Below are 12,946 nucleotides of genomic sequence, written 5' to 3'. Positions count from 1 at the left end.
CCAGCGACCCGGTGGGCCTGGCGCAGCGCCGAGTACGCCACCCAGTCACCCCGCCCGACGAGGCGGTGCTTGAGCCCGGTCACGCCCGATGGCAGCGGGTAGCCGCCGGTGGGCAGGTAGCGACGGTAGTGCGCGGCGGCCCGGTGGAAGAAGCCGCGCCGCAGGTGTGGGTGCAGCCGGCCATCGTTGCCCACCACCACCAGGTAGTGGCTGATCATCAGCTCGAACAGCTCGGCCTGCAACCGCTCGTCCGGGTGCTTCCGGGCGACCCAGTCCATCAGCCGCTCGTACTGGGCGAAGGCGTCGAAGTGCCGGCCGCTGCGGGTGGAGGTGATCGCGCCCTGGCGGCCCTGGCGGTACAGGTAGCAGACCCGGTCCAGCACGGAGATCTTCTCGGCCCCGATCAGCAGGGGGTGGCTGAACGGGATGTCCTCGTACCAGCCGGGGAAGAACCGCAGCTCCAGCTCGTCCATGAAGTCCCGGCGGACCACCTTGTTCCAGGCGGTGTGCTGCACCCGCAGCAGTTGCGGCTGGTCGGCCAACCGGGTCACGCCGGTGATCCCGCGCAGCAGCGGGCTGCTCGCGTCGACCTCCCGCCGGCCGTCCTCGTGCACCCGCAGATGGTCGAGCATCAGCACGTCGGGCTGGTGCTGGCGCAGCCGGTCCAGCACCGCGGCGATCGTGCCCGGTGGCAACCAGTCGTCGCTGTCGACGAACCAGACGTACCGGCCGTTGGCCACGTCGAGCCCGGCGTTGCGGGCCAGCCCCAGACCCACGTTGCTGCTCAGGTGCACGACGCGCACGCCGTCGCGGCTGACCGCGTACGAGCGGAGCATGTCACCGCAGCCGTCCGGGGAGGCGTCGTCGACGGCGATCAGCTCGACCGCGTCCGACTCGCTCGCCGGGATGTCGGCCCGGATCGACTCGAGGCACTGGTACAGGTACGCCTCGACGCCGTACACGGGCACGACGATGCTCAGCAGCGGTGCGTGCGTCGGCTCATTGACCACGTCCGCCACCTTCGACGACCCGGGTGACCGGCCCCGGAACCTGACGTTGCCGCCGATGGTGGACTCTCTGAACTCCCGCCCAGCGGGAGGTTAACGCCGAGCCGGTGGGCGGTTTCCGGCCCGGGGAGCGCGGCCTCGTGGGGCGGGTGGGATGCGTCCGGTTCACCCGGGAGTGACCCGGTAGGGTGCCTCGGTGCGGCCCTGCCGGGTCGTCGTGGGCGTCGCCGTCGCGCCGTCCGACGCCGCGCCGAGGAGGCTACGACAGTGCTGGTGACCCTGCCGAGCGCCGGGATCCCGGCATGACGAGCGTCGCCGCGACGTCGGCCGCCCGGCCCGCACCGGCCCCGCCCCGGCTGCCCTCGCTGACCGGGCTGCGGTGGATCGCCGCTCTGCTGGTCTTCGGCTTCCACGCCGGCACCATGCGGATCATCGCCGAGCCGGACTACAAGGCCGTCATCGACGCGCTGTTCACCCTCGGTCTCTCCGGGGTGCAGTTCTTCTTCATCCTCAGCGGTTTCGTGCTGGTCTGGTCGGCCCGCGAGGGCGACTCGCGGCGTACGTTCTGGCGGCGACGGATCGCCAAGATCTACCCGAACCACCTGGTGCTGTTCGTGGCGACGCTGGTGGTCGCCTGGTGGTTCGCCGACCCGGTCCTGCCGGCGGCGGCGTTGGAGAACCTGCTGCTGTTGCAGGCGTGGGACCCCCGCCCGGGCTGGTTCTACAGCATCAACACCGTCAGCTGGTCGCTGTCCTGCGAGTTCTTCTTCTACCTCTGCCTGCCGCTGGCGCTGCCGCTGCTGCGCCGGGCCCGGCCGAAGCTGCTCTGGGCGCTGATCGTCGCGCTGCCGCTGCTGATCCTCGCCCTCTGGCCGGCGCAGGAGTTGGTGCCGGAGGTGAGCCGCTGGTGGTTCACCCAGATCTTCCCGCCGGTGCGGTCGCTGGAGTTCTGGTTGGGCGCGGTGGCGGCCGAGTTGATGCGCCGGGGGCTCTGGCGCGGTCCCAAACTGACAGTGGCCAGCGGGATCTTCCTGGTCACCTGGGTGGTGGCCGCGCAGTGGATCCGCGCCGAGCTGTGGACCACGCTGCTCGCGGTCGCGTACCTGTTGGTGATCACCGCCGCCGCGGACGCGGACGTGCGGGGTCGGCGCTCGCCGTGGCGGTCCCGGCCGCTGGTCTGGCTCGGTGAGGTCTCGTTCGCCTTCTACCTGGTGCACGTGCTGGTGATGACGAGCGTGCTGCGTTGGAGCGGAACCTGGGGGATCGGCTTCGGAGGCTGGCGTGGCCCGGCCGTGGTGCTCGGTTTCCTGGCGGCGAACCTGATCCTCGCCGGGTTGCTGCACCGCTTCGTCGAAACCCCGATGATGCGCCGGCTCGCGCCGCGCCGCGCGGATCGTCCAGCACCCGTCCCGCGACAACGCACGGCCGGCGACGACGACGCGCGAGACCCCGCGAGCATCGCCCGCGGCGAGGTCGACGGACCTGCCCGCGAGGTCGGTCAGGCCGGCGGTCGATCACCGTACGTCGACCTGCGCTGACGGCGTCCACCCTGGTCAAAGGGGTCGGCGCGGCGTGATCCGACACGCCCGTGGTCGATGCGCCCGGGTCGGCGCGAGGCGTAGCGTGGGGACGTGCTTCCGGTCGCGTTCACCTGTCCGCTGTGGTGGGTGGCGCGCTGGGCGACTCGGGTGCTGACCAGCCTCGCCGTCGTCGCGGCCCTGGCGCTCGGCGCAGGCCCGGCCACGGCCGCCACGTCGACGCCCGGCACGGGGCCCACGTCGAGCGTGGTGCCGACCACTGTCGCCGGTTCGCTGGCGGCCTCCTGCCGACACGCCGCGCCAACGGGGTCAACCGTCATCAACGCCGGCCGTGCGCAGGGCGACGATGGTGCCGACGCCATCGGGTCGGGGGCACACAGCGCAGCCCGTCCGGCCCCGGCGAAAGCCACCGAGGAGTCGGTCCCGACCTGGTCGGTCGACGCGCCGGTGGCGCTCCCCGGCGATCAGGGCACCATCGCGGCCGGCGTGCCGCCGGCCAGCGCGGCCGAATCTGACCGGCTGCTCCTCGCCGACCGTGCGAGCGGTCGGGCTTCCCGGGCCCCACCCGGGCGCTGAGCCACCGGGACGACCGTCCCGCCGCCGCGCCCTGTCGACCCACCCGCTCCCTGACCCGCCGACCCGTAGCCCGCCGTGGCCCGCTGGTCGGCGCGGCTTTCCATCGCACTGCTCTCTCCCCGAGGTGCCGACCATGGAGACCGTCGTCTTCTACCAGTTCGTGACCGAGGTGCCGCGGGCCGCCGCCATCTGGTCGACGCTGTTCCTGCTGACGCTGGGCCTGCTCACCGTGCTGGCCGCCCGCCCCGAACGGGCCCGGCCGACTGGCGACCCGGTCCCGGCCGGGCCCACTGCCCAGGAGTTGGCCGCCGCCGAGGCCGTCGACAGGCGCCGCTACGCCGAGGAGGTGGCCGTTGCCGCGGCCCGCGCGGCCACCACGGCCAAGCGGCGGCGTGCCGCCTGGCTGGCCGCTCAGGAACAGCTGGAGCAGGCCTGGATCGGGTACGACGAGGCGGACGCCGCCGCGCGTCGCTTCGCTGGCGCGGGGGCACTGCCCACCCCGCAGACCCCGCACACCCCCGCCGAGTACGCCGCCCGGGAACGTTATCTGCACCGGGCGGCGATGGCGGCGTACTGGCGGGGCGACCTGACCATGGCGCAGCTCGGCGACGTGTTCGGGCACCGGCGCGGCTGGGATCCCCGGCGACACCCGGTCGAGCAGGAGGTGCTGATCAGCCGGGTGATCCGGGATGCGCGGTCGACCGACTACCAGGTGGCCGCCGATCGTGAGCGGGTCGCCTGGCGCGACGCGGAGTTGGCCGCCGAGTCGGCCCGTGCCCTCGCCGAGGAGGCGTACGCGGCGGCGGCCCGGCTCCGCCCGACCCCGGTCCCCGCCCGCCGCACGGTCGCCGGGGCGTTGCGTCCCGCCGTCGTGGCACTGTGGCGCCCGGCCCGGGTGGGTTGAGCCCAATCCGTTATGTGAGGCCGGTCACCCAATCGCAAAATCGGACGTCCGGCGCGATCGACGGGATTGTTCCCGCGATTGTGGCCGCGTTCTTTGCGGCCTGTCCGGTTGTCGCCCGTAGGCGTCGCCGTAACTGGTTGTCCCATCGAGTCACATCATCGGCATTACGCGCAGAAATTGTGGCGCCAATTGGGGTTTACGCAGGTGAACCTGGCTTGGCAGGGCGTTGAGACGCCAGTAGTGTCGTCCCGTCCGGTGCGGTAACCGATCGCAAGACGCGACGCCGCATCGACCCGCTTAATCGTGATCAACGAACCGGGGACCCACCAGTAAGTCCGGGGTGAATCCGCGAGCCACGGCCCGCGGTAGGGCGTCTTCCCGCCCGAATCCGTCAGCTAACCCGGTAGGCGGTGTCGGAAGGAGTCCCATCCTCGTGCAGCACCTTTCCACCCCTCGGTTGTTCCCTCGCCTCCACGGCGCGGCGGTGCACCCGCTCATTCGTCGCGTGACGGTGAGCTGACCCCCGGGTCATCGCCTTTCCCGCCCGGCCGATCCGGGCGTTCCCCTGAGCGGTTCACACCCGCGGACCACGGTCCGCGCGCTGGCGCCTGCCCGGATACCGGTCCGGCCCCGGTGTGCCGCTCTCCCCCCGATCCGTGGAGGACCCCGTGAAGCACACCCTGCAGCGCCAGCTCCGTCGCCTCGCCACCGAGCGCCCGTACCAGATCGTCGCCGCCTCCGCCGCAGCCCTCGCGATCGCCACCACCACCGGCGCCCTGCTCACCACTGCCGACGACGCCCCGGCCGGCCAGCGCACCGCGACCACCGTCGCCGAGATGCGCAGCGACGTCGCCGCCTCCCGCGGTGAGGCTCGGGACGCGTCCCCCTCGGCCAGCGCCGCGCCGACCACGGCCGCCCCGGCCACCAGCGCCGCGTCGCCCGCCGCCAAGGCCAAGAGCAACCCCGACCTCACCCGTAAGCCGACGCCGCCGAAGCCCCCCGCGACGAAGGTGCTCGACTACGACTACGAGGCGCAGAACACCTACTACAACTGCGGCCCGGCGGCCACCCGGAACGCGCTCAGCGCCGCCGGCATCGACCGCACCCAGGAGGAGCTCGGCGCCGAGCTGGGCACCACCGAGATGGGAACCAACTCGGCCGAGGACACCACCCGGGTGCTCAACGCCGAGGTGAAGGGCTCCCCGTACCGGACCCGGATGTTCCCCGGTGCGCCCAGCCCGGCCCAGATGGACCGGCTCCAGGCCGACGTGGTGAAGGCCGTCACCGACGGCCGGGGCGTGGTGGCCAACGTCGTCGGGGACGCCGTCGACACCAACGGCGGGTGGCACTCCTACGGCGGTGGGCACTACATCGCCGTGGTGGGCTACAAGGACAACGGTCGCACCGTGCGGATCGCCGACTCGGCGAACCCGGCCGACCCGTCGTACTGGATCACCACGATCGACCTGGCCAACTGGATCACCAGCCGGGGCTACTCCGCCTGACCCGGGCACCCTGACCGCCGCGGGCGCCGTCTCCCACAAGGGGCCGGCGCCCGCGGCGTTTGTCCGCCCGGCCCGCCATCGACGGCCCTCGTACCCGACCGTGAACCGTGGGAGACTGCGGCCGTGGTGGATGAAACGGGTGGTCACACCGGCCGCGGGCCGGTCCTGCTGCTGCTGCACGGCATGGGAACGACCGGGGACGTGTGGTTGCCCTGGGCCCCGTACCTTGAGCAGCACTGGCCCGGGCGGTGGCTGGCACCGGACCTCGCCGGCCACGGCTGGGCGTCGCCGCTGCCCTCGTACTCCTTCGCGGGCTTCGCTCAGCAGATCGCGCGGGCCCTCGTCCCCGACGACCGGCTGGTCGTGCTCGGGCATTCGCTGGGTGGGGTGGTCGGCCTGGCGCTGGCCGCCCGCGACGCCGGAACGCCGGTGGACGCCGTGGTCGGGCTGGGCATCAAGGCACTCTGGTCACCCGCCGAGCTGACCCGCGCCGCCGAGGTCGCCGTCCGACCGGTGAGCTGGTTCGCCACCCGCACCGAGGCGGCTCGCCGCTACCTGCGGGTCGCCGGGCTCACCGGTCTGGTCCCGCCGGACCACCCGGTGGTGGAAGCCGGGCTGCGCCAGGTCGACGGCCGGTGGCGCCTCGCCATGGACCCGGCCGCCTTCGCCGTCGGCGAGCCCGATCTGGCCGCGCTGCTGGCGGCGACCGACGTGCCGGTGGTGCTGGCGCGCGGGGAGAACGACCCGATGGTCACCGACGAACAGCTCAAGGAGTACGGCGTACCGGTCGCCACGCTGCCCGGTCTCGGACACAACGCGCACGTGGAGGACCCGGCGGCGGTGCTGGCGCTGCTGGACCCGTACCGCTGAGCGGCTATGCCGGTGCGGTCGCGGTGAGCGTCTCGGCCGGCGCCAGCTCCCGGCGGGCGGCGGCCAGGAACGCCTCGGCGTACGACTCGGCCGGGAAGTCACCCAGGTAGCGGCGGCGGGTGGCCCAGCGGGCCTCGGCCAGCGGGTCGGTGTCCAGCAGGGCGGTCAGCACCTCGTCCACGTTGGACATGTCCCGACGCAGCACGTAACCCGACCCGGCCAGCGGGAACCGCTCCACGAACCGGTCGCCCTCGTCGCCCATGTCGGTGACCGCGTACGGCTTGCCGGAGTAGAGGAAGTCCGAGATCACTCCGGACACGTCGGAGACCAGCGCGTCGGCGGAGTTGACGCACTCGGTCAGGCTCAGCTCCCGAGCCGCCGCGCCGACCATGTGCTGACGGCCGGTGCGGGCCCGGTCAGCGACGAGCAGTTCGGTCAGGCGGCCCAGTTGCCGGGCCGAGGCCGGGTTCTGCGTGGTGTACGGGTGGGCTCGCAGGATCACCGTCGCGCCGCGTTCCAACAGTCGGCGCAGCAGGCCTTCGGCCACCGGTAGCGAGCAGTAGTCGGCGTCGGCGTGGTGCCCGGTCCAGGTCGGCGTGTAGAGCACCGTCGGGTGCGCCAACCCTCGTGCGGGCTCCGGGCGCACCTCGATCGACTCGACCTGTGGACGACCCACCACGACGAACTTGTCGGCCGGGATCTGCACTCCGGCGCGGGCGTACCTGTCGATCGCCGCCTGCCCGGCCACGAAGATCCGGTCGAAGATCCCCGACACCGGGTTGGCGCTCGGCGCCTTGTCGCTGTCGCCGTGGTGCAGCTGGATGTGGGTGAGCTGGGTGAAGCGGACGCAGTGGCTGTTCTTCGCACCGTGGTTGACGTAGAACGCCGCCCGTAGGCTCGGCACCAACGCCTGGTCCATCGCCGCCAGGGTGGGGCAGTAGACCACCGGCGCGTCGGTGGCCGCCGCGATCGGGGCCAGGAACTCCGGCTCACGCAGCACGACCAGGAACGGTCGGCCGATCCGTTCCAGGTACGGCAGCCACATGGTGACCTGGTATTCCGAGCCGGGAGGCGCGGAGAAGTAGAGCAGGAACTCCGGCTGGTGCCGGCGCAGCGCGGCGGCCACCGACCCGCCACCTGCGCGTGGCCGGAACCGTCGCCGGGCCAGGTCCAGCGCGACCGCACCGGCGCCCGCCCCGACCAGCAGGCTGGCGGCCAGGGCCACACCGGCCGGCAGGGCGAGCGCGGCGGCGAGCGCCAGGGCGGCGAGCAGCCCGAGCAGGGCCGTGCCGAGCCGGTCGGCGATCAGCGGCGTCCAGGCGCGAACCGGCAGGTTGGCCGTCCGGATCTCCAGACCGCCGGCGGTGCGCAGCGGCCCCACCAGCAGCACCAGACCCAGCAGGACCAGCCCGGTGGCGACCAGCGCGAGGTCGAGCCCGTCGTCCAGCCGCCGGGAGTAACCGACCAGGATCGCCGCGGCGATCAACGCGGTCTCCGCCACCAGGTCGGCGCCGGGCCGGATCCGCTGCTCGGCGGCCGAGGCGGCCAGCGCGGCGACTGCCAACGCCAGCCCCCAGCCGGTCGCGCCGGTCAAAGCCAGCACGACGAAGGCCAGCACGGCCAATCCGGTGGTCAGGCACCGGGCGGCCAGCTTTCGGACCAGGTCGCCGCGCATGTCGCTCCGTTCGTGGTTCCGCAGCCGTCGGCGTCAGTTGGCGGACGTCGCGCCGGCCGGTGCCTCGACCCGACCCGGCCCGGACTGTGCCGGCACGCTCGGCGTGGGCCCGTCACCGGGTGCCCGGCGTACGTCGATCACCTGACCGGTCAGGTCGGAGATCAGCACGTCCAGCGACGACTGGGCGACGGCCTCAGCGGCGAGCAGGGTGTGCTCCGGCTCCTCGCCGAAGGCCCGCGTCCGCATCGGGGTGGCGGTGCGCTCCGGGTTGATGCAGTTGACGCGGACGCCCACGTCGGCCCACTCGTCGGCGAGCGCCTGGGTGAGGTTGACCAGGGCGGCCTTGGTGGCCGAGTAGAGCGCGTAGCGGGCCCGGCCCCGGGTGTAGGAGCTGGAGGTGTAGAGCAGCAACTGGCCCTTGGTCTGCTGGAGGTACGGGAGGGCCTGGCGGGCGATGGTCACCGGGCCGACGAAGTTGACCTGGAGCAGCCGGTCCATGGTCTCCTCGTCCATCTCGGCGAGGGCGCCCTTCTCCAGGATGCCGGCGGTGACCACCACGTGGTCGATCCGGCCGGTGGCCTGGAAGGCGGTCGTCAGCGCGGCCTCGACGTCCTCGGCCCGCTCCACGTGGGTGCCCGTGCTGGAACGGCTGAACGGGAAGACCTGGGCGCCGTAGCGACGGGCCAGCTCGGTCAACTCGTGGCCGATGCCGTAGCTGCCGCCGAACACCACGATGGTCCGGCCGGTCAGCTCCTCGCTGTAGCTGCGGTGGTCGGTCAGCCGGGGGGCCTGCGCGGCGGCGAGCTGGAAGAGCTTGTCCGCCAGGTGCACGTCGACCGGGTGGGTGACCTTGATGTTCTCGTCCGAACCGTCGATCACCTTGATCGGGGTGCCGGGAAGGTAGCGCAGCACCACGCCGCAGTCGTCGGTGGCGGCGAAGTCCGGGTCGTCCTCGGCGATCTGGTACGCCGCCCGGATCGTGGGGGAGCGGAACGCCTGCGGGGTCTGACCACGGCGCAGCCGGGAGCGCACCGGGATGTCGGTGATGCAGTCGTTCTCGTCGACCTGGATGATCGTGTCCGCGGAGGGGATGGCCACGTCCACGGCGTCGTAGCTCCAGAGCGCGTTGACGCACTCGCGCACGATCCGGCCGCTGAGCAGCGGGCGTACCGCGTCGTGGAAGAGGATGTTGCAGTCTTCCGGGCCGACCGCGTCCAGGGCGATCCGGGTGGTGGCGTTGCGGGTGTCACCGCCCTCGATCACCTTGGTGACCTTGCGCAGGCCGGCTTTCTCGACGATCTGCTGGGCGTCCTCGACGTGGCCGGTGGCCATCAGCACGATGATCTCGTCGATCTCCGGTGCCGCCTCGAAGACCGTCAGGGTGTGCTCGATGATCGGCTTACCGGCGATCTTCAGCAGCTGCTTCGGGATGCCGAGGCCCAGCCGGGTCCCGGTGCCGCCGGCCAGAACCACCGCCACTGTCCGCGAGGGCCGCCACGGCGTCGGGGTTCCCGCTTCGGCGTCCGGGCCAGGGGTCTGGTCCTGCGTCATTGCCGGATCCTCACTCTCAGGGATGCGTTAACGGAAGGTTCCGCCCGAGCGGCGACGGAATGAACCTTAACGCGCGGACCGCGTCGCCCCAACGCGGGCGACGCGGTCCTCAGGCGCCGTGTCGATGCCGGACGTTCGCCGGAACTCTACTTGCTGTTCGCGTACGCCTCGTACGCCCGGATGACCTCGTCGGTGGGGCCGTCCATCCGGATGACACCCGATTCCAGCCAGATCGTCCGTTCGCAGGTGTCCCGGACGGAGGAGAGCTGGTGGCTGACCAGGAACACAGTCCCCGCGCCCTCCCGCAGCTCCCGCACCCGCTGCTCGCTGCGCTTGCGGAAGCCCTTGTCGCCGGTGGCGAGCGCCTCGTCGATGAGCAGCACGTCGTGCTTCTTGGCGGCGGCGATGGAGAACCGCAGCCGGGCCGCCATGCCCGACGAGTACGTCCGCATCGGCAGGCTGGCGAAGTCACCCCGCTCGTTGATCCCGGAGAAGTCGATGATCCCCGCGGCCTGCTTGGCCACGTCGTCGGGGTGCATGCCCATGGCCAGGCACCCGAGGACGACGTTGCGCTCCCCGGAGAGGTCGTTGAGCAGGGCGGCGTTGACGCCCAGCAGCGACGGCTGACCCTGGGTGTGGATGGCGCCCCGGTTCACCGGCAGCAGGCCGGCGATGGCCCGCAGGATGGTGGACTTGCCGGAGCCGTTGCTGCCGATCAGCCCGATCGCCTCGCCCCGGTACGCGGTGAACGAGACGCCTTTGACCGCGTGCACCTCCCGGACGTTCGGCGCGTGGGTGCGCTTGACCAGCCGGCGCAGCGCGGCAACCGGCGTGGTGCCACCGGCGGCGCCCTGGTGCACCCGGTAGATGATGTGCGCGTCGTCCACGACCACTGTCGGGATGCGCTCCTGGGTCCGGGTCATCGTCGCGCTCGCCTCGATGGGGGCGTCGAAGTGCTCAACCACGGCCGTACTCCTGTTCGCCGCGCCAGAAGTAGATGAAACCGCCGATGCCGGCCACCAGCGCCCAACCGGCGCCGACCAGCCAGAGCTGGGTCAGCGACTCGTTGAGCAGCGGTGCCTCCTCGAGCAGCGCGTAGCGCGCCAGCTCGATGTAGACGAGCAGCGGGTTGTACTGCACGAGGGTCGTCGCCCAGCCGGGCAGCCGGTCGAAGAGGGTGACGCTGTAGAGGACGCCGGAGCCGTACATCCAGGTCCGCATGATGAACGGCATGACCTGCTTCAGGTCGCTCGACTTGGAGCCCAGCCGGGCCACCAGCAGCACGACGCCGGCGTTGAACACCGCCTGCAGCAGCAGGGCCGGCACCAGCAGCAACCATTCCCAGGTGAGCGGTTCGCCGGTGGCGAGCACGATGCCGACCAGGACCACCATCGAGGCCAGCAGTTGCTGGAACTGGGTGATCGTGGTGGACAGCGGCAGGCTGGCCCGGGGGAAGTGCAGCGCCCGGATCAGCCCCAGGTTGCTGCTGATCGACTGGGTGCCGGCCAGGACCGCGCTCTGGGTGAAGTTGAAGATGAACAACCCGGTGGTCAGGTAGGCGATGAAGTTCGGGATGCTGTTCTGTGCGAGCACCACCCCGAAGATCAGGTAGTAGACCGCCGCGTTGGTCAGCGGGGTGAGCACCTGCCAGAGCTGACCCAGCTTGGCGTTGCTGTACGAGGCGACGAGCTTGGCATTGGCGTACGCGGCGATGAAGTGCCGGTAGGCCCAGAGTCGGCGGCTGTACTCGACGAGGCTGGGACGCTCACCGGCGACCCGTAGCCCGTGCCGAGCGGCCAGCTGCGCCTGGGTCAGGCCCGTGTCGGGGTCGACCAGCGCGGTGGTGGCCATGGAAATGGCGCTCCGATCTTTCGTGCAGACGGGGGTTGCTCGCGACGATCGAATCCTAGTGGGAAATTTGCGCGGGGCGCCGCCTCGTCGCTGCGTGGACAGTAGTCCGAAACACGTCGGGACGCAACCGTACCGTCGTTGCGCTACGCTGTCCGGCGTGACCTGCGATAAGAGCCCTCGATGACCACCGAGAAGAGGCGGGCGCCGGCCGGCGCGGCGGTGCTGCGCGACGAGATCACCACGGCGATCCGGCGGGCGCTGATGCAGGAGCTCGCCGCGGTCGGCTACGGCCGGCTCTCCATCGAGGCGGTGGCCCGGCGGGCCGGCGTCAGCAAGACGGCAATCTACCGACGGTGGAGCTCGAAGCTCGACCTGGTGCTGGAGGTCGTCGCCGCCGCGGCCCATGGCAAGCTCCCCGCACTCGACACCGGCACGCTGCGCGGTGACCTCGCGCTGCTGTTCCAGGCGGTGGCGCACGCGCTGCGCCACCCACTGGCGTCGCAGATCATTCCGGATCTCCTGGCGGAGGCCGCCCGCAACCCCAGCATCGACGCGACCCTGCGTCAGGTGCTGCACGCCCGGCAGCAGGAGATCGGCGGTCAGCTGGTCACCCGTGCCGTGCAGCGTGGCGAGCTGCCCGCCGACACCGAGTTGGACGCCGCGATCGACCTCATCGTCGGGCCGCTCTACTGGCGGCTCGCCATCGCCCGTCTCCCACTCACCGACGACTACCTCGACAACCTCGTCGAATCCGTGGCGGCCGGGCTCGGCGCCGACAGCGTGCTGCCCCGCCCCCGGGCGGCCCCGATGGCGGGGTGACCAGCCCTCCGACACCCGGCCGCCGGCAGCACCGGTCTCCCTGCCCGACTCCGCTACGCTGCCCCCTTGACACCCGGCCGGCACCGTGCCGATGCCCCTCATCCGCCTGACGAGTAAGGACGCCCGTGGCCAACGTCGACAGCATCGCCGTAGCGCCCGCCGAACCGGATCCGACGCCGCGGCCCGGGCAGGCATCCCGACCCGCCGACGCCCAAGGCGGGCTGTCCCGGGTACGCGCGCTGGTGGCAGTCGCCCCGGCGGTGCTCACCGACGGCGCGGTGATCGCGTTCGCGCTCTTCACCGTGCTCTATCACCTGGCCTTCCTGGGTGACCTGCGTCCGTCGGTCACCTTCCGGATCTGGCTGGTGGCCTGTGTGGTGCTCGCGGTCGTGGCCGTGCTGCGCGCCCGCCGCCGTGCCCCGGCCGGCAGCACCCCGGCCGACAGCGTGCCGGCGGCACAGGAAGAGCCCGTCAGCGCGCGGCCCGCCGCCGACCGTCGCCTGCTCGTCGGTGTGCTGGTCGCCGCCGCCGTGGCCGCCGTCTCCGCCGGTCTGGCCGACGAGATCGGCTCCGGCCTGGCGGTCTTCCACCCCAAGGGCGGCATCATCCGCCGCGAGATGGAGCACTACTCGCGGCGGCGGCACGAGGAG

General features: G+C 72.1%; 11 protein-coding genes, 1 pseudogene and 1 riboswitch. Of the genes and pseudogenes, 7 read left to right on the top strand and 5 right to left on the bottom strand.

The features are described from left to right. A partial coding sequence (locus ABZ749_RS16310) for a glycosyltransferase (protein ID WP_357228376.1) occupies positions 1-1,010 on the bottom strand: 1,010 nt, incomplete at its 3' end. 299 nt (positions 1,011-1,309) lie between these two features. Between ABZ749_RS16310 and ABZ749_RS16305 the strand changes: the two genes are divergently transcribed. The 5 genes from ABZ749_RS16305 to ABZ749_RS16285 all read left to right on the top strand — a co-directional run bounded on the left by ABZ749_RS16305 (position 1,310) and on the right by ABZ749_RS16285 (position 6,400). Further along, positions 1,310-2,545, top strand: a complete 1,236-nt coding sequence (locus ABZ749_RS16305; protein WP_357228373.1) for an acyltransferase — start codon at positions 1,310-1,312, stop codon at positions 2,543-2,545. Positions 2,546-2,638: 93 nt separating this feature from the next. Continuing rightward, on the top strand, positions 2,639-3,121 hold the full coding sequence (locus ABZ749_RS16300; protein WP_357228371.1) for a hypothetical protein: 483 nt from the start codon (positions 2,639-2,641) through the stop codon (positions 3,119-3,121). Positions 3,122-3,254: 133 nt separating this feature from the next. After that, positions 3,255-4,025 (top strand): hypothetical protein, encoded by a 771-nt coding sequence (locus tag ABZ749_RS16295; RefSeq protein ID WP_357228368.1) that lies wholly within the window; start codon positions 3,255-3,257, stop codon positions 4,023-4,025. 284 nt (positions 4,026-4,309) lie between these two features. Further along, positions 4,310-4,450, top strand: a riboswitch (cyclic di-AMP (ydaO/yuaA leader). 231 nt (positions 4,451-4,681) lie between these two features. After that, entirely contained in the window at positions 4,682-5,530 is an 849-nt protein-coding gene (locus ABZ749_RS16290) for a C39 family peptidase (protein ID WP_357228365.1), read from the top strand. Between the two features lie 123 nt (positions 5,531-5,653). Beyond that, complete coding sequence (locus tag ABZ749_RS16285) at positions 5,654-6,400, top strand: alpha/beta fold hydrolase (protein ID WP_357228362.1); 747 nt, start codon at positions 5,654-5,656, stop codon at positions 6,398-6,400. A 4-nt stretch (positions 6,401-6,404) separates the two neighbouring features. Here ABZ749_RS16285 and ABZ749_RS16280 read toward each other — a convergent pair whose 3' ends face one another. The 4 genes from ABZ749_RS16280 to ABZ749_RS16265 all read right to left on the bottom strand — a co-directional run bounded on the left by ABZ749_RS16280 (position 6,405) and on the right by ABZ749_RS16265 (position 11,477). Continuing rightward, positions 6,405-8,075: a CDP-glycerol glycerophosphotransferase family protein gene (locus ABZ749_RS16280; protein ID WP_357228359.1), complete on the bottom strand. Its 1,671-nt coding sequence runs from the start codon at positions 8,073-8,075 to the stop codon at positions 6,405-6,407. 33 nt (positions 8,076-8,108) lie between these two features. Continuing rightward, positions 8,109-9,626, bottom strand: a complete 1,518-nt coding sequence (locus ABZ749_RS16275) for a bifunctional cytidylyltransferase/SDR family oxidoreductase (RefSeq protein ID WP_357228356.1) — start codon at positions 9,624-9,626, stop codon at positions 8,109-8,111. Between the two features lie 146 nt (positions 9,627-9,772). After that, a complete protein-coding gene (locus ABZ749_RS16270) occupies positions 9,773-10,549 on the bottom strand; it encodes an ABC transporter ATP-binding protein (protein ID WP_238657093.1) in 777 nt (258 codons plus the stop codon). A 34-nt stretch (positions 10,550-10,583) separates the two neighbouring features. Further along, entirely contained in the window at positions 10,584-11,477 is an 894-nt protein-coding gene (locus ABZ749_RS16265; protein ID WP_355007110.1) for an ABC transporter permease, read from the bottom strand. 180 nt (positions 11,478-11,657) lie between these two features. Here ABZ749_RS16265 and ABZ749_RS16260 point away from each other — a divergent pair, with 180 nt between their 5' ends. Together ABZ749_RS16260 and ABZ749_RS16255 are read left to right on the top strand one after the other, a co-directional pair. After that, on the top strand, positions 11,658-12,296 hold the full coding sequence (locus tag ABZ749_RS16260; RefSeq protein ID WP_357228352.1) for a TetR/AcrR family transcriptional regulator: 639 nt from the start codon (positions 11,658-11,660) through the stop codon (positions 12,294-12,296). 125 nt (positions 12,297-12,421) lie between these two features. Further along, positions 12,422-12,946 (top strand): annotated as a pseudogene (locus ABZ749_RS16255) (hypothetical protein); the annotation flags it as partial.

Origin of the sequence: Micromonospora sp. NPDC047753, assembly GCF_040642735.1 — a bacterium.
In the GTDB taxonomy this organism is placed as follows: Bacteria; Actinomycetota; Actinomycetes; order Mycobacteriales; family Micromonosporaceae; genus Micromonospora.
This window is presented reverse-complemented; position numbering and strand designations above follow the sequence as displayed.